At 50.8% G+C, this 16,576-nt stretch carries 14 protein-coding genes; 12 read left to right on the forward strand and 2 right to left on the reverse strand.

Annotation, left to right across the window (positions count from 1 at the left end; genetic code table 11):
• The first annotated feature begins 76 nt into the window (after positions 1 to 76).
• The gene (locus M0220_RS11260; RefSeq protein WP_030073971.1) at positions 77 to 598 is read left to right on the forward strand and encodes a DUF192 domain-containing protein; all 522 of its coding nucleotides are present in this window, start codon (positions 77 to 79) and stop codon (positions 596 to 598) included.
• 48 nt (positions 599 to 646) lie between these two features.
• On the opposite strand, the gene M0220_RS11265 is transcribed toward M0220_RS11260, so the two are convergent.
• On the reverse strand, positions 647 to 1,510 hold the full coding sequence (locus tag M0220_RS11265; protein WP_030073969.1) for a DMT family transporter: 864 nt from the start codon (positions 1,508 to 1,510) through the stop codon (positions 647 to 649).
• A 247-nt stretch (positions 1,511 to 1,757) separates the two neighbouring features.
• Between M0220_RS11265 and M0220_RS11270 the strand changes: the two genes are divergently transcribed.
• The 11 genes from M0220_RS11270 (at position 1,758) to M0220_RS11320 (ending at position 15,850) form a co-directional block, all read left to right on the forward strand.
• Positions 1,758 to 2,768 (forward strand): DctP family TRAP transporter solute-binding subunit, encoded by a 1,011-nt coding sequence (locus tag M0220_RS11270; protein WP_264017670.1) that lies wholly within the window; start codon positions 1,758 to 1,760, stop codon positions 2,766 to 2,768.
• Positions 2,769 to 2,840: 72 nt separating this feature from the next.
• Positions 2,841 to 3,320 (forward strand): TRAP transporter small permease, encoded by a 480-nt coding sequence (locus tag M0220_RS11275; RefSeq protein WP_030073965.1) that lies wholly within the window; start codon positions 2,841 to 2,843, stop codon positions 3,318 to 3,320.
• Entirely contained in the window at positions 3,310 to 4,611 is a 1,302-nt protein-coding gene (locus M0220_RS11280; protein WP_030073964.1) for a TRAP transporter large permease, read from the forward strand. Before M0220_RS11275 ends, M0220_RS11280 begins: the two co-directional genes overlap by 11 nt.
• 426 nt (positions 4,612 to 5,037) lie before the next feature.
• Complete coding sequence (locus M0220_RS11285; protein ID WP_030073961.1) at positions 5,038 to 6,018, forward strand: TAXI family TRAP transporter solute-binding subunit; 981 nt, start codon at positions 5,038 to 5,040, stop codon at positions 6,016 to 6,018.
• A gap of 132 nt (positions 6,019 to 6,150) precedes the next feature.
• Positions 6,151 to 8,754, forward strand: a complete 2,604-nt coding sequence (locus M0220_RS11290) for a TRAP transporter permease (protein WP_030073959.1) — start codon at positions 6,151 to 6,153, stop codon at positions 8,752 to 8,754.
• An 11-nt stretch (positions 8,755 to 8,765) separates the two neighbouring features.
• Positions 8,766 to 9,194 (forward strand): universal stress protein, encoded by a 429-nt coding sequence (locus M0220_RS11295; RefSeq protein ID WP_030073958.1) that lies wholly within the window; start codon positions 8,766 to 8,768, stop codon positions 9,192 to 9,194.
• 323 nt (positions 9,195 to 9,517) lie between these two features.
• Positions 9,518 to 10,336: a DUF2189 domain-containing protein gene (locus M0220_RS11300; protein WP_030073956.1), complete on the forward strand. Its 819-nt coding sequence runs from the start codon at positions 9,518 to 9,520 to the stop codon at positions 10,334 to 10,336.
• 246 nt (positions 10,337 to 10,582) lie between these two features.
• Complete coding sequence (locus tag M0220_RS11305; protein ID WP_264019226.1) at positions 10,583 to 11,083, forward strand: molybdopterin-dependent oxidoreductase; 501 nt, start codon at positions 10,583 to 10,585, stop codon at positions 11,081 to 11,083.
• Positions 11,073 to 13,325, forward strand: coding sequence for an ATP-binding protein (locus M0220_RS11310; RefSeq protein WP_264017671.1), 2,253 nt, complete (start codon positions 11,073 to 11,075; stop codon positions 13,323 to 13,325). Before M0220_RS11305 ends, M0220_RS11310 begins: the two co-directional genes overlap by 11 nt.
• The gene (gene nosP, locus M0220_RS11315; protein WP_030073950.1) at positions 13,306 to 14,466 is read left to right on the forward strand and encodes a nitric oxide-sensing protein NosP; all 1,161 of its coding nucleotides are present in this window, start codon (positions 13,306 to 13,308) and stop codon (positions 14,464 to 14,466) included. The genes M0220_RS11310 and nosP overlap by 20 nt, the downstream gene beginning before the upstream one ends.
• On the forward strand, positions 14,438 to 15,850 hold the full coding sequence (locus M0220_RS11320; protein WP_030073948.1) for a hybrid sensor histidine kinase/response regulator: 1,413 nt from the start codon (positions 14,438 to 14,440) through the stop codon (positions 15,848 to 15,850). The genes nosP and M0220_RS11320 overlap by 29 nt, the downstream gene beginning before the upstream one ends.
• Positions 15,851 to 15,864: 14 nt before the next feature.
• Here the strand turns inward: M0220_RS11320 and M0220_RS11325 are convergent, their stop codons facing one another.
• The gene (locus M0220_RS11325) at positions 15,865 to 16,551 is read right to left on the reverse strand and encodes a response regulator transcription factor (RefSeq protein ID WP_030073946.1); all 687 of its coding nucleotides are present in this window, start codon (positions 16,549 to 16,551) and stop codon (positions 15,865 to 15,867) included.
• Positions 16,552 to 16,576: the final 25 nt, after the last annotated feature.

A 16,576-nucleotide genomic window follows, 5' to 3' on the forward strand; every position in this document is an offset into this window, starting at 1 on the left:
CATTAGATGAAATAGCACTTAGAAAAATGGCACTTATAAGAAATAGCACGTCTCCTAATAACAAAAGGAACCCGTCATGATCCTTTCTCGTCGTCAACTGCTTAAAACGTCGTTGGGTGTTTCGCTAGCGGCGAGCGTGCCGATGTCGCTGTTAAACGTTTGGGCAGCCGAAGCGCAAACCACGACACTGCCGCTGGCGATCCACAGCCAAGACGGCCCCCATCGATTAGACGTTGAAGTGGCGGAGACCGCCTCCCAGCGACAGCGTGGCTTAATGGAACGTGAGCACCTGCCAGAAGCGCGTGGCATGCTGTTTCGGTTTGAAAGTGAGCAGCCCGCAGGCAATGCCTTCTGGATGTACCGTACGTTAATTCCGTTAGATATTGCTTATATTGATGGTGAAGGACGCATTGTGGCGATTAACACCATGCAGCCCTGTACATCCGATACGCCCCGCGAATGCCCCTCTTATCCAGCTGGCGCGTCTTATCATGCGGCGCTCGAGGTCAATGCTGGCTACTTCGCCGAGCGCGGTATTCAGGTGGGTGACTGCGTATCTGTTCCCGCTCTGGCAGGGTTTTGCCGTCCTGACGCTTAGATGCTTAAAAGGTGCGAAATTAGCGTATCCGTCAAAATAAGTGTGCTGTTAAGCTGTAGCCGGTCGACGTTGGCCAACATTGAGTACGATCAGCGCGATACCGGCCACCACGAGCCCTCCGCCCAATAGTTTGTGAATGCCTAAGCTGTCGCCCATCAATAGCGCGCCCAAGCCCACTGCTAACACGGGTACTAGCAAGGTCATAGGCACTACGCGATTGACAGGGTGACGGCGCAATAAAGCATACCAAATGCCGTATGCCACAATAGACGACATTACCGCGGTGTAGACCACTGCTCCCCACCCCCGCCAGCTTGCTTGCTGAATGGCCTGCCACTGGCCGGTTTCAAATAGCCACGACCCTAACGCCACTTGGGGGATCGCAAATAGCGCCACCCAGCCTGCCAATGCCAAAGGGGCAATGGGCGGGCCGCGCTTAATTAATAGTTGGGAAACGGCCCAACCAAAGGCACTTAACAACAGAATGGTCAGTGGCAGTGGTGAGGGTAGTGTTGGCCCACCAGCCAACACAATCACGCCAGAAAAAGAGAGTAACAGCCCCGCTATACGCTTTGCCCCCAGTTTTTCTTTAAGAAATACCACCGCCAGCAGTGTGGCAAAGGGGGTGCCCATCTGCACCAGCAGTGCGCCAGTGCCTGCTTCAGCTTGGCCCAATCCGATGAACAGCAGCGCAAAATGCAGGCTACCAAACGTGATGGAAAGCAAGAGTAAAAAAGGTAGCTGAGCACGAGCGACGGGGTAGAAAGGCACCAGTAGTGCAGCGACTAGCATAAAGCGTAGGGTCGTCATTAATAGCGGTGGTAGCTCTGCTACGCCGACTTTAATCACAATAATGTTCAGTGCCCAAATGGCGATAACCAACAGGCCTAGCATCAGATCGCGTAGTGGCACGTTAATGTCCGTAGGTAATATATAAAAAGTGGCTTTAGCATATCAGTAAGTGCTACTGCAGCGTAATGGCTCAGTATTCAACTACCCAACGTTGAGTATTGAGGCTAATGATTGGCTTCCCTTAAGTTCATGAGTGCCTACAATGTAGCGTTGCCCGTATGACAGCTTGTTTAGCAACATAGCGGAGTACGGTGGGTAAATAAACGCGCTCGCTGACTACTAACTGATAAAAAAAGGATCGACAATAATGACGCTGACACGCTCTATAGCTCGTTTAACGGTAGGCTTGGCTGGTGTTGCCCTGCTATCTGCTGCTTTTTCTGCGCAAGCACGTGAGCTCTCGGTTTCCACTGTTTTGTCTGACGCTTTCCCATGGGGGCAGGCGGCGGAAAAGTGGGCGGAGCTAGTAGAAGAACGCAGTGGCGGTGAACTAACGCTGCGAGTTTACCCAAACTCCCAGTTAGTATCGGGAGATCAAACCCGGGAGTTTTCCGCTATGCGTTCTGGGCTTATTGATGCCGCGGTAGGCTCGACCATCAACTGGTCACCCCAGGTGCCTGAACTTAACTTATTCTCGTTGCCATTTTTTATTCCCGATGAGGCGGCTGTCGATGCGGTTACCGGTGGGGAAGCGGGTGAATTGGTCTTTGAAGCGATTGAGTCGCGCGGTGTGATGCCATTGGCCTGGGGCGAAAATGGCTTCCGCCAGGTCTCGAACTCTCGTGGGGCGATCAGCCAGCCAGCGGATTTAGATGGCCTGAAAATTCGCGTTGTAGGTTCACCGCTGTTCCAGGATACCTTCTCTGCCCTTGGTGCCGACCCAACGCAGATGAGCTGGACAGATGCTCAGCCGGCGTTAACGACTGGCGCAGTTGATGGACAAGAAAATCCGCTTTCAGTATTTGATGTTGCGCGTATCGATCAGGTAGGGCAAGTACATTTAACGCTCTGGAATTATATGAATGATCCGCTGATTTTTGCGGTAAACCAGCAGGTATGGCAATCGCTGAACGAAGAACAGCAAGCGCTGTTGCGTGAAACGGCAATTGAAGCGGGTGAATGGGAAATTGCTATGACGCGCGAGGAAGAAAGCGAGCGCCTAGCGGCCATTCAAGAACGCGGCGTGACCGTTACTGAATTGACCGATGAGCAGTACCAAGCTTTTGTTGACGCTACACAATCTGTATATGAAAAATGGACGCCACGTATTGGAGAAGACGTGGTTAACGCGGCTCAGTCGGCGATCGACGCGCGTTAATGACGCCCATAGAGTTTTAACTACTTTAACTACCGGCCTTCAAGGCCGGTAGCTTTTCGTTGTGAGGCTGCCATGAAAGGCTTTCCCGATGCACGCCCTGAACGCTGGCTGGGCGCGCTATCTCTTATTATTATTTCGTTGATTAGCTTGGGAAATGTGGTTACGCGTTATTTAACAGGCGGCTCCTTTTCGTTTACTGAAGAGTTTTCTGTTTTTTTACTAGTGGTGCTTACGTTTGCGGGGGCATCGGTGGCGATTAGACGAAACCGTCATATCCGTATCGGATTTTTAGAGCGTGCCCTGCCTGCGCGTTGGCGTAGTGCATTGATTTTATTTCAGGCGTTGTGTGGGCTGACTGTATTGGGGTTGGTGACTTGGTACGGCGGGAAATTGGCCTGGCAAGAGTATCAGTGGGAATCGTTATCGCCTGGATTAGGGTTGCCCCAGTGGTGGTACCTAGTATGGCTGCCGATATTGTCAGCTGCCATGCTATGGCGTCTCGTTCAGCAAACCCATGACCGATTAAAGGGAGGGCTGAATAATGACGCCTGATGTGTGGATGATTCTTGCCTTCGCTGGGTTTTTAATAGCAGGTGTGCCAGTCGCTTTTTCACTTGCGTTGGCTGGTTCGGTGGGTATTGTGGCTGGGCTTTCGCCCGATATGCTGGCAACGTTGGGTACCAATACCTACAACAGCATTGCCAAGTACCCCTTAATCGCGATACCGCTATTTATATTGACCGGTCTGATTTTTGAGCGTTCGGGGGTAGCGCTACGTTTGGTACGTTTTGCCCAAGCGCTGATAGGGCCTCGCCATGGCGGCCTGGCACTGGTCGCGGTGTTGGTATGTATGATAATGGGAGGTATGAGCGGATCCGGCCCAGCGGATGCGGCGGCAGTGGCCATGGTAATGCTGCCAAGCATGACAAAAGCGGGTTATCCAAAGCCATTTTCCGCAACTCTCATCGCAGCCTCTGCATCCACTGCTATCTTAATTCCTCCTTCCGTGGCGTTGATTCTTTACTCGATTGTAGTGCCTGGTGTCGATCTGCGCGCTTTGTTTGCTGCAGGACTTTTTCCCGGCATTTTGGCAGGGCTAGCGCTGCTGGTGCCTGCGATGATTGTCGCTAAACGTTATGGCTGGGAGGGGACGCCGATAGCTGGCTCTGAAACCTTAACCGTTCGTACAACGTTTAGGCAGGCGTTGCCCGCCTTGTTTGCTCCCGTGCTCATTTTAGGAGGCCTGCGTTCAGGTCTATTTACCCCGACCGAAGCTGCCGTAGTCGCGGTTGCCTATGGCACCCTTGTGGGGCTGTTGCTAACAAAGGAGCTTTCGTTACGTGACCTGTGGGAGTTGTTGGGAGAGGCGGCAATTATTTCTGGTGTGGTGATGTTGATTATCGCCCTAGCGGGTATTTTTGCCTGGGCCGGCACAATGCTGGGTACTTTCCGCCATTTGGCAGAGTGGATTATTGGCTTAACGGACAATGGTATTTTGCTTTTGGTACTTGTCATGCTAGCGGTATTGGTCGCCGGCATGCTGCTTGACGCTATCTCTATCTATCTCATCATGATGCCGGTGCTGATTCCCGTCATGCAACACTTTGAGTGGAACCCAGTTTGGTTCGGCATTCTGCTAGCTATGAATATTGCTATTGGGCAATTTACCCCGCCGGTGGCAGTCAATTTGATGGTCACCACAGAGGTTGCCAAAATTCGTTTGGAAGAGACGCTCTGCTGGGCATTACTGTTTGTTGTAGCGATGGGGTGTGCACTAGCTTTAGTGGCTATTTTTCCGAGCATTGCCCTGTGGTTACCGACAGTGCTTGGTTATAACATCTGATATACGCGTAAGTAATTCTATCTTTTAGAACGTCGCCGTTGCCTGATTCGCTATACCCCATGCGAATACGGCATGGTAATTAACGGTAACTAAACGTTATGGGTAGGTAATCTAATTGCATTGGCTGAGTTGTTTTAATCGTCAATGTAACATTTTGTGTGCGTTGTTTTAAGTAGAAAGTTTGTCTGCGAAACAGTGAAACTTAATGACAAGCACTCGGATGTGTCGGGGATATACCAGCAATGACATGCTGCGTATTTCGCCAAGTAGGTTTTTTTTCGCTAAAGTAGTAACAGTCGACATAACTTGTCGGCGAGATAACAGATTGTCTTGAAAACGTTTTGGAAGAAAACACCTGAGGGAATCGTTCAGCAGGTGAACTCAAAGCGCATAACGCTCACAACATCAAGATAAAGAGGTATGTTTATGAAACGCCATGTATTTTCTACGGCGGCCTTTTCCGGCGCGTTGATTGCCGCGGCAAGCTTTGCCTCTCCGGCAGTAGCGCAAGATCGTTACATCACGATTGGCACCGGTGGTCAAACGGGCGTTTACTACGTGGTAGGCCAGTCGGTCTGCCGCATGGTGAACCGCGGTAGTGATGAGCACAACATTCGCTGTAACGCACCGTCTACCGGTGGCTCAGTTGCAAACGTAAACGGTATGAAGAGCGGTGAACTGGATATGGGCGTTGTCCAGTCTGATGTTCAATACCGCGCGTATAACGGCGAAGCTAACTTTGAAGAAGATGGTGCTTGGGAAGATATGCGCGCTGTCTTTACTATGCATGGCGAACCGCTGACCGTTGTTGCCCGTGCCAATTCCGGCATTGAGAACATCAGCGATTTCCCTGGCAAGCGCGTCAATATCGGTAACCCTGGTTCTGGTCAGCGTAATACCATGGATGTTGTCATGGATGCGTTTGGTTGGGACGAAGACACTTTCGCACTGGCTTCTCAGTTAGATGCTGCTGAACAGGCTGCCGCGCTGTCTGACAACAACATTGATGCCATGGTGTATGTCGTTGGGCATCCTAATGGGTCTATTCAGGAAGCAACCACGACTATCGATGCACGCATAGTATCGGTGACGGGTGACGAGATTGACGGCCTGATTGAAGAGTATCCTTACTACACTCGCTCTGTTATTCCGGGCGGTCTGTACCGTGGTAACGATGAAGATGTGGAAACCTTTGGTGTAGCGGCAACGTTTGTATCTTCTACTGCCGTTGATGAAGATGTTATTTATGAAACCGTCAAAGCGGTTTTTGAAAACTTTGACCGCTTCAAGCGTCTGCACCCCGCGTTTGAAAACCTCAATGAAGAAGACATGATTTCAGACGGCCTGACCGCACCACTGCATGACGGCGCAGCACGTTACTACCGTGAGCGTGGCTGGATCGAGTAAGGCTATAAAGGGCGCTATTAGCACAAGGTAAATAGTGTCAGTTTTGATTTGCAAAGCGCGGGCATCCTGGGTGTCCGCGTTTCTTGTTGAAAGCGCTGATTGTCAGCGCTGACCATTAGGCAGGGCAAGCGTATGCGTGATGACAAAAAACCTTCGGCAGTTGCTGATAGTGACCTGGAGGATATGGTCGCATCGAGCGACACTGGGGCCAGAAAGCCCCTTGGCGTACCCGGTAAGCTGCTCGTCAGTATTGCAGCCATCTGGTCGCTCTTTCAGCTGTGGATTGCGTCGCCAGTTCCTTACATGGTGGGGTTTGGCGTATTTAGTGCCACAGAAGCACGCTCAATTCATTTGGCGTTTGCGCTGTTTTTAGCGTTTATGGCGTACCCAGCGTTTAAGCGTTCGCCTCGGGACCGAATTCCTCTTGCTGACTGGGTATTAGCGGCAGTCGCAACATTCTGTGGCGCCTATCTGTTTATTTTTTACTCGGACTTGGCTCAGCGGCCAGGGCTACCCATCACCCAGGATATCGTTGTTGGTATTATTGGCATTTTGATGCTGCTGGAAGCCACGCGGCGTGCCCTGGGGCCACCGTTGATGATCGTGGCGGCTATTTTTATTATTTATTCGCTGTTTGGGCCGTACATGCCAGGCATCTTGGCGCACCGTGGTGTCAGCCTGGGTGGTTTAATCAACCACCAGTGGCTGGGAACGCAAGGGGTATTTGGTATTGCCCTTGGTGTATCAACGAGTTTTGTTTTCCTCTTTGTACTGTTCGGCGCGTTACTAGATAAAGCGGGAGCAGGTAACTACTTCATCAAAGTGGCATTTTCAATGCTTGGCCACTTTAAAGGCGGCCCTGCAAAGGCAGCGGTTGTTGCTTCCGGTATGACCGGTTTGATCTCGGGGTCGTCGATTGCCAACACGGTAACAACAGGCACATTTACGATTCCGATGATGAAGCGAGTCGGCTTTAGTGCAGAAAAGGCGGGTGCCGTTGAGGTGTCTTCTTCGGTGAATGGCCAAATTATGCCACCTGTCATGGGCGCCGCAGCGTTTCTTATGGTGGAATATGTTGGTATTTCTTATGTAGAAGTCATTAAGCATGCCTTCTTACCGGCTCTTATCTCTTATATTGCGCTGATTTATATTGTTCACCTTGAAGCGCTTAAAGCCAATATGAAAGGGCTACCCTCAAGTAACCCTGCTCGCCCGTTATTAAATAAAGTGATTGGTTTTTTGACCGGTCTACTGTTATTGATGGGACTTTCGATTGCTGTTTACTATGGCCTTGGCTGGTTAAAGCCCGTTTTGGGTGATGCAACGCCGTGGGTTGTTTCTATAGGCTTAGCTGTTATTTATATTGGGCTGCTGAAAATAAGCTCTCATTATCCCGAGCTTGAGATGGATGATCCCAATTCTGAGTTTGTGGAGCTGCCGCAAACACGGCCAACCGTTATGGTGGGGTTACACTATATTCTTCCGGTCGTCGTGTTGGTGTGGTGTTTGATGGTAGAGCGCCTTTCACCAGGTCTTTCGGCTTTCTGGGCGACCGTGTTTATGATTTTTATCATGGTGACCCAGCGGCCTGTTATTGCCATCTTCCGTGGTCGTAGCCAAATGGCGGCTGATATTAAAGAAGGCTTCAAAGATTTATGGGATGGGTTGGTAACCGGCGCGCGCAATATGATCGGTATCGGTATTGCCACGGCGACAGCAGGAATTGTAGTAGGTGCAGTATCGCAAACAGGCGTAGGACTTGTATTGGCCGACGTAGTGGAAATTCTCTCAGGGGGTAACCTGATGATGATTCTGCTGCTGACGGCGCTACTGAGTTTGATTCTTGGGATGGGACTACCAACTACCGCTAACTACATTGTTGTTTCAGCACTGATGGCTCCTGTCATTGTGCTGCTGGGCCAGCAAAATGGCCTGATTGTCCCCCTTATTGCTGTGCATCTGTTTGTCTTTTACTTCGGCATTATGGCTGACGTGACACCACCTGTGGGGTTGGCATCGTTTGCGGCGGCTGCGGTGTCCGGTGGGGATCCGTTGCGCACTGGTTTCCAGGCGTTTTATTACAGCTTGCGCACAGCAGCACTGCCGTTCCTGTTCATTTTTAACACGGATTTGTTATTAATCGATGTCACGGTGATGCAGGGGATAGTGGTGTTTATTGTAGCCACGGCAGCAATGCTGATTTTTGCAGCAGGCACCCAAGGTTATATGGTCACTCGTAATCGGTGGTATGAGTCGTTACTGTTGTTATTGATTGCCTTCACGCTGTTCCGCCCTGGTTTTTGGATGGATAAAATCCATGACCCCTACGAATCGGTGCCGCCTGCGCAGTTTACAGAAGCCCTAGATCGTGTGGATGACGGTAGTAATTTACGTGTTCAGATCGCTGGTGAAGATGATTTCGGCTCGCCAATGACTACCTATATTCTGGTGCCTGTACCGCGTGGCGAAAATGGCGAAGAGCGATTGGCCAATCTTGGTTTAGAGCTCTATGTTGATGGCGATCAGACGCTAGTCGACTTTGTTGAGTTTGGTAGCCAAGCGGCTGATCTAGGCTTCGATTTTGATCAGGAAATTCTTGAGGTTCTCGCACCGGTAGATCGCTGGACCAAAGAATGGATGTGGCTACCTGCACTTGGGGTCTTCGGCTTAGTAGTACTTATGCAGCGTCGTCGGCGTCGTCAAGAGATAGAAAATGAGACGGCCGCTACTGTCTAATGGAGGTTGCTATGTATCATAAAGTGCTACTACCGGTTGATTTGAACGAGGAGGCGTCTTGGAAAAAGGCGCTGCCCACGGCCATTACACTATGCCAAACCTTCGGAGCTTCACTCCACGTGGTTACAGTGCTTCCGGAGTTTACGATGCCCATGGTCGGCGCGTACTTTCCAAAGAACTTTTCTGAAAAAGCCCATGCCGCGTTGAAAGAAGCGCAGCATAAGTTTATTCAGGAACATGTGCCTGAGGGAATTAAGACTCAGAGTGTGATTGTCGACGGATCTCCCTGGGAAGCCATCATTAAGGTGGGTAAAAAGCTAGATATCGACCTGATCGTGATGGCATCACACACCAAGCGAAAATTTGTCGACTACGTGCTAGGTCCCAACGCGGAACATGTGGTTCATCATGCCAAAGTATCAGTAATGATTGTGCGCTGATTCTTCAGTAAAGATTGGTTGATAAGCGAACTCCAGGCCATTTGGCCTGGAGTTTTTGCTTGTGGGGTATATCAACGTTGGCTAACGCATCGAATAAATTGGCGGTAAGAGCATGAAAGCAGGATTTTTTGTACGCGATGTCGTTAGGTGGCCCTAGCCTGCCAATGCTCAGCTACATTAAATAGACGTTAAGCCATTAACTCAGGGTTAACGAACTCATGCATGTGGCTACTTTTTCAGGGTGATAGGTACGTTGTGCTTCTCTTCTGAATTGAGTTTGAAAAGTCACCTCTGTAGTGGGGGTCAATCTAAGGAGTCATGCCATGAATGCAGCTACAACAAAAACGCACGACCGAGCAGATACGGCTAACGTGAAAATTACGATTAATAAGGTGGGAATGGATCGGCCGCGGGCATGGCTTGCCGCGGGGTTTGAAGATTTTCGTCGTGCAACGGCTATCAGTTTGACCTACGGCATGTTTTGGGTGGGTTTAAGCATCGCCATTACCGCGGGCGCAATAACACTCGGCTATTGGTACTGGTTGTTACCCATGATCGCGGGATTTATGTTTGTGGGGCCGCTGGTAGCGGTAGGTTCTTATGGTATTAGTCTCGCTCTTGAGCGAGGAAGGGTTCCTAATCTTGGAGATGCGTTCGGTAGTTGGCGTCCTCACGCAGGTCAGCTAGCAATGATGGGCGTGATGATGATGATTTTCTTTCTCGCCTGGATTCGTCTTGCAACGCTGCTGTTCGCGCTATTCTTTGGGTTTGAGGTACCTAACCCTGCAACCCTTTACACCTCTTTGCTTACTACGCCTGAAGGCTTAGGTATGATTGCTGTAGGGTCAGTAGCAGGCGGTATTCTCGCTTTCGGCGCGTTTGCGATTAGTTCAGTGGCTATCCCAACATTAATGGATCAAGACCTTACGTTTATGGAAGGAATCGAAGCTAGCGTACGTTGTATTGCCAAAAACTTCCGTCCTATGCTGTTGTGGGCTGCTATTCTGACTGGATGCGTACTGGTTGGTGTGATGACCTTTTACATTGGCTTGGCACTAATACTACCTGTACTAGGCCATGCAAGCTGGCATGCCTATGAAGATTTAGTTCGTATTGAGACAGTCGAAAATCTCAAGACCTGACTCAAGATCTGACTTAATACCTGATATGACCACTGGTAATCGGTATAAAAACATTGAGTTTCAAACGCTAGTCGTTAAGTAAAATAGTAGTTAACCTGACCCGGTAAAAGAGATAGCGTAATCTGTACGCTATCTCTTTTTTATTACGAGCCCTGCCTGTCCAGAAGGTTACCCAGAGGTAGGCCATAATGCTGGCCCTTGTGTTGTGAGGTAAAGGTTTTGAAAGCGTTTTTATTTGCGTGGATTATGCTGGCATTCAGCGCTGCCCAAGCGGGTCAAGTGGAAGAGGGGGCAGGGATGCTAACTGCGCCAGAAGGGCCTGTTATTCTGACAATTAAGGGAAACATTGAGCAGTTTAATACGGCACAGGAGGCGCGTTTTGACCGCGCTATGTTACAAGCCTTGCCACAACACTCTTTTGAAACAGGCACACCCTGGACAGAAGGCAGCAGTGCTTACAGTGGGCCGCTAATGCGCACGCTATTAGAGCACGTTGGTCTTTCTGGAGATAACACCGAAAACAGTGTTCATGTCTCCGCCTTAAATGGGTACGAAGCACAAATCCCGGTCAGTGATTTTTATGAGTATGACGTGATTTTGGCAGTAGAGCGTGAAGGTAAAAGTATCCCAATCCGTGAGTATGGGCCTCTTTGGGTGCTCTATCCCTTCAGTCAAGATAAAGCACTACTGAGTGAAAAAATGCGTTTTAGAGCGGTTTGGCAAGTTATGCAGATAAATGTCCGTTAGCCGATCTATAGCACGGGCCCCCCGGCTGTTGCGTTATCCACGGCGCTTTAAAGTGGTTGCCATGATTACCGTCCTGCTATTCGCGGCAGCCTTGGTAGTGGCTGCCTTAGCGGCTTGGCGTCAAGATAATTTGACGCAAAGTTTGAGAGAGGATACAGCCTGGGTCGTCTATAAACTTGACCGAGACGCCGTTCAACTATTCAATCACCTGCTTGCCTCTACCCGGGGGCCCCTTTCACCTGCCGATCAAGATGAGCTCAACCTGCGTTTCGAGCTGCTTTATAGTCGTATGACGTTGTTACAAGAGGGCGAAGTAAGCCTGTTATTAGAAAACATTAGCATGGCGAACTCGCTATTAGCACAAATACAGCAGCAGCTAGAAACGCTAGATCCAATGTTTGAACCCCACGCGTCACTTCCTCAACTGCCGGTTGCTGAACTAGAGACGGAACTACTGGCACTCACTCGGTTAACAGAGCGGTTTGTGATCGCGATTAATGGTTTTTTAGCCGAGTCTGCGACGCAAGAGCGCGCTTTATTAAGTGTGTTATATAAGCTTCTAATGTCGCTACTGGTGGGGATGAGTTTCGCTGTACTGCTAGTCATTGTGTTTCTTGTGCGTGAAATGAGAGAAAGCGCTGCTGCTCGGCGTGAGCAAGAGCAACTGAGCCGCCAACTTGAAGTCACTGCCACGCAGGCACAAGCTGCGAATCATGCTAAATCTGACTTTTTAGCGATGGTTAGCCATGAAATTCGCACGCCGCTCAATGGCGTTATTGGTATGAGTGAATTGTTGCGTGAACCAGCTAGTCTTGCGCAAGTGGAAGACTATGCCCGTACGATTCATGACAGCGCCAATCAGCTGCTGGCGATGATCAATGAAATTCTAGATTTTTCAAAGATCGAAGCGGGGCACCTAACACTTGAAACTTCGCCGACCGCCCTTAAACCACTCGTCGATAGTGTCATCTCACTCTTTGCGCCTCGTGCTAAAGCAAAAGGCCTGCAGTTAACGTTAGTTATTGATCCTTTGGTGCCTGCCTGGGTAATGATTGATGCTAGCCGGCTGCGTCAGATTTTGCTTAACCTCATTGCTAACGCCATTAAATTTACTGACCACGGAGAGGTCAATATACATATTTATTCCACCGTCAATTACCTGTCATTTGAGATTTGTGACACTGGTTGCGGCTTGAGTGAGGAGCAGCAAGCATCACTATTTGAACCTTTCCAGCAAGCGGACGAGTCAGTGGCTCGCCGATTCGGCGGGACTGGGCTAGGGCTAGCGATTTGTAAACGTTTGAGCGAAGCCATGCAGGGGCGCTTAGGAGTACGAAGTATACCAGGGCAGGGCAGCACATTTTGGTGTGAGCTGCCCCTTGTAGAAGCTAGCCCCGTATCTGCGCCGTTGCCGTCCGAACCGATGCTGGATTTTGCGGGTACTTCCTTACTGTTGGTAGAAGATAATGCGGTCAATCGTAAAGTCGCGACTGGGCTACTGGCGCGCCTCGGGTGCGATGTAGTCTGTGCTGAAAATGGTCAAGATGCCCTGGAAATGGTGCAGGCTCAGCAAGTGCACCTCATCTTTATGGATATCCAACTGCCGGATATCGATGGTATCACTGTGACTAAGCGTCTTCGCTCTCAAGGCGGGTGGTTGGCTAACGTACCCATTGTGGCCATGACCGCTGGTGGCATAGACGATGTTCGCCAGCGCTGTTTGGCAGCAGGAATGAGCGACTACATTACTAAACCGTTGTCCTTACTCGCCCTTAGCAATGTGCTATCACTGCAGCTCTTTACGGTTTCGCGTCCCTACGCATTGCCAGCCTTGCCTTCATATCAGGATCAGCATGAATCACAGCCCTTACTTAACCGTGAAACACTCGATACGTTGACTGTGTCGTTGGGGACTGAAAGGATCGATCAACTCATCATGCTATATCACCAGCAAGTAAGTGATTACTCTGCGCAGCTGGCTGCCTACCTGGGAAGTGCCGCCTTGCTAACAACAGAGCAAGCCAAGAAAGTGGCGCGCTTAGCCCACCAGTTGCGCGGTGAATCGCTTGGCGTAGGGGCGGAACGCTTGGCCGCCGAGGCAAAACGGCTAGAAATACTCGTTAGTAACACTACTGCTTCATCGCAGGATTTGACTGAAAGCCTGAGCCTACTGAGACAAACCGCTTCGCGAACCCATGCAGCGTTGGAGAAATGGCGCCGTGATGACAGCACCGAAGAATAGCGGTATTGAGACCGCCGCAAGTAACCAGCTAAACCCCTCCCAAGCCGCCCACGAACTTGGTCAACAGCTAGTTCATGAGCACTTGGGGTTTGTACTGTTTTTTTGTAGTGCTGAGTATCCGTTAGAGGAACTAGCCGCTGCCCTTGATGGTGTGTTTGATAAAGTGCCGATGAGTGGCTGCACAACAGCTGGCGAAATTACACCGCAAGGCTACGATCGAGGATCAGTGGTTGCGATAGGTTTTGATAGTCGCTTATTTGCGATTGAAACTGCGTTAATCGATGACCTTGATCACTTTGACCTTAGCCGGGCACAACCCCTCATCGATACCTTGCTGGAGCGATGTCGTCTGCAGGCGGTCGCGCCAGTGAATGAGCATAGCTTTGCACTGACGTTGTTAGATGGTTTGTCCAGTCGTGAAGAACAGGTATTAGCAACCTTAGATGCTGCTCTTGGCCGTATTCCCAGCTTTGGCGGCTCAGCCGGTGATGATAACCATCTTACCCATACCCATGTTTATGCGAATGGGCAGTTTCATACCCGCGCCGCCGTGGTGGTAATGCTTAACACGCGACTACCGTTTGAGGTGTTTTCTACCCACCATCTTGAACCGCTTGCCCATAAGTTGGTGGTAACAGAAGCTGACCGAGATCAGCGGCGAGTGTTAGAGCTGAACGGTTTGCCTGCTGCGGAAGTGTACGCAGCGCTAGTAGAGTGTTCTGTTGATGCACTATCGCCATCCATTTTTGCTCAGCACCCGCTAGCGGTTTGTATTGGCGGACAACATTATATCCGTTCAATACAACGCGTGAATGAAGACGCCAGTCTCACCTTCTACTGTGCGGTAGAAACGGGCATTGTGCTAACGGCGATGCAGCCTGCGCCGCTACTCTCCGATTTAGACGCAATGTTAAAGCGTATGCAGCAGCGCCTAGGGGCAACTCCTGCGATTATAGGCTGTGACTGCTTCTTACGGCGTATGGCGCTTGAGTCCCTGCAACAGCTAGATCAGGCATCCGCACTGCTTCGGCAGGCACGGGTGGTTGGGTTTAATACCTACGGTGAACAGCACCATGGCATGCATGTGAATCAAACGTTTACGGGGGTGGCTTTTGGCGCTCTTCCAACTAGCGGCGAATAGCGAAATAGCGGCGGATAACGCCGCACTACGCGAGGAAAACCGCCGTTTGCGTAAGGTATGCCAAGCGTTAATGGAGCGTGTGGAGTCGGGCGCCAGCCCCAACAGCGCCCCCTATGCAGCGTTTGAGCGTTCGGTGTTGCTGGCAGAGCAAGTGCGTGAACGCACCGACGCACTCCACCGCACTTTAGACGAACTCAGCCAAGTGAATGCGCGGCTGCTGGCAGCTAATGCCGAAGCTGAGGCAGCTAATCTCTCTAAAACCAAGTTTTTGGCAGCGGTTAGCCATGATCTGCTACAGCCGTTAAACGCTGCGCGATTATTTGCCAGTGCATTAGAAACCCATGCGTTGCCGGATGACTCCCAAGCCTTGGTGGGACACATAGGGCGTTCGTTAAAAGATGTCGAAGGGCTTTTAGGCACCCTGGTAGATATTTCCCGTTTAGATGCAGGTGTGCTTCACGCAGACAAAGCACCTTTTGCCGTAAGTACACTGCTAGATGCCTTAGCAGAAGAGTACCGGCAGGTGGCCACCGTTCGTGGACTGACGCTTCACTACGTACCGTCGAGCGTGGTGGTCGAGTCTGATCTAGCGCTGCTGGCGCGTGTCGTGCGCAATTTTCTCAGCAATGCTGTGCGCTACACTGAGCAGGGCCACATACTGCTGGGCTGTCGACGACGCGCCAATGGTCTTGAAATTATGGTAGGCGATACTGGGCCGGGTATACCGGAGCCACAGCGCCAGGCGATTTTTCTGGAGTTCCGCCGCGCCAACCAATCTCCTAGCAATCACAGCCGTGGGCTTGGGCTAGGGCTAGCGATCGTAGACCGAATTAGCACGATGTTAGAGCACCCTGTTTCTCTTATCTCGCAGCTTGGGCATGGCTCTCTATTTTCTGTGCTGGTTCCTTTTTCTGTGTCAGTAACTCATGCAGCCTCAAGCGCAGGCTCATCCTCCGCTGTGTATGCTCAAAAAGCGCTGCCGATGTCTGAAGCTTGGCAGCAGGATCCCTTGCAAGGCTGTGTCATATGGGTGATTGATGATGATCCCGCTATTATAGAAGGGATGCAGGCGCTGCTGGGCAGTTGGGGGTGTCGGGTGAGGGCAGCGGCGACAGTGAGTGCATTAGAAGCGGCGAGTGACGGTGAGCATCCGGCCGTACTGTTGGTGGACTACCATCTGGGCGATCATCGTGAAAATGGAATCGATCTGGCAGCACGGTTGCGTCGTCGCTACCCAGGGTTAGCCACCGTGGTCATCACTGCCAATCATGAAGCTGCTTTGAAGCGGGCCACCCGTGAAGCAGGTATGCACTGTTTGTTAAAACCGCTTAAGCCACTGCGCTTAAAGATGCTGTTAGGAACGCTCTTAGAGAGCCACATTTAACAAGACGTTGATGGCTAGTTGGTGGAAGTGCGTTTGGCAAGATAAGCCCCGAGTTCTTCTTCACCAGCAATCACGATAGCGTGCACTCGACTGGTTGCGCCTAGTTTGCGCAAAACCGCTGAGACATGGGTTTTTACCGTGGTTTCAGCAATTAGCAGCTCGCGAGCAATCTGCTTATTCGACATTCCTTGAGTCATGCAGCTCAATACATCTAACTGTTTGTCGGTTAAGCGTATAAGGCGTTCACGAGGCGGCTCCGATGAAGAAGATGCCAGCGCTGATGACTCCATGCGAGGGGGTGGCTGGCGCATAATATCCGCAGGCAGATAGAGTTGCCCCTGCAGGATTTGGTTGAGTGCTGCTAACAGCTGCTCTCGAGGGGTTGATTTTGGAATATAGCCCACGGCACCTTGAGTGATCGCATCTAACACCAGTTGCCGCTCCTGATGCGCCGAGACAATAGCGACAGGAAGCCATGGAAACCTTTCGCGAAGTATTGTCAGCCCTTCTAGCCCATCGGCATCGGGCAAGCTTAAATCAAGTAACAGCAGGTCAAGCTCATCGTGGTTATCTATCGTGTAAATAGCTGCCGCTAAGCTGTCTGACTCCAACAGTTGGGCACTTGTTAATCCGGCGCTAATCACCGCGTGCAGTGCATCGCGAAACAGTGGATGGTCATCTGCCACTAACAACGAGTACATGGCGTCTCCTACCAAGGGATGAGGG

The organism is Halomonas qinghailakensis, from assembly GCF_025820815.1.
Classification (GTDB): Bacteria; Pseudomonadota; Gammaproteobacteria; order Pseudomonadales; family Halomonadaceae; genus Vreelandella; species Vreelandella qaidamensis.

Coding starts and splice junctions, on each gene's coding strand:
- M0220_RS11260 (WP_030073971.1), top strand. CDS start 77: ATGATCCTTTCTCGTCGTCAACTGCTTAAAACGTCGTTGGGTGTTTCG.
- M0220_RS11270 (WP_264017670.1), top strand. CDS start 1,758: ATGACGCTGACACGCTCTATAGCTCGTTTAACGGTAGGCTTGGCTGGT.
- M0220_RS11275 (WP_030073965.1), top strand. CDS start 2,841: ATGAAAGGCTTTCCCGATGCACGCCCTGAACGCTGGCTGGGCGCGCTA.
- M0220_RS11280 (WP_030073964.1), top strand. CDS start 3,310: ATGACGCCTGATGTGTGGATGATTCTTGCCTTCGCTGGGTTTTTAATA.
- M0220_RS11285 (WP_030073961.1), top strand. CDS start 5,038: ATGAAACGCCATGTATTTTCTACGGCGGCCTTTTCCGGCGCGTTGATT.
- M0220_RS11290 (WP_030073959.1), top strand. CDS start 6,151: ATGCGTGATGACAAAAAACCTTCGGCAGTTGCTGATAGTGACCTGGAG.
- M0220_RS11295 (WP_030073958.1), top strand. CDS start 8,766: ATGTATCATAAAGTGCTACTACCGGTTGATTTGAACGAGGAGGCGTCT.
- M0220_RS11300 (WP_030073956.1), top strand. CDS start 9,518: ATGAATGCAGCTACAACAAAAACGCACGACCGAGCAGATACGGCTAAC.
- M0220_RS11305 (WP_264019226.1), top strand. CDS start 10,583: ATGCTGGCATTCAGCGCTGCCCAAGCGGGTCAAGTGGAAGAGGGGGCA.
- M0220_RS11310 (WP_264017671.1), top strand. CDS start 11,073: ATGTCCGTTAGCCGATCTATAGCACGGGCCCCCCGGCTGTTGCGTTAT.
- nosP (WP_030073950.1), top strand. CDS start 13,306: ATGACAGCACCGAAGAATAGCGGTATTGAGACCGCCGCAAGTAACCAG.
- M0220_RS11325 (WP_030073946.1), bottom strand. CDS start 16,551: ATGTACTCGTTGTTAGTGGCAGATGACCATCCACTGTTTCGCGATGCA.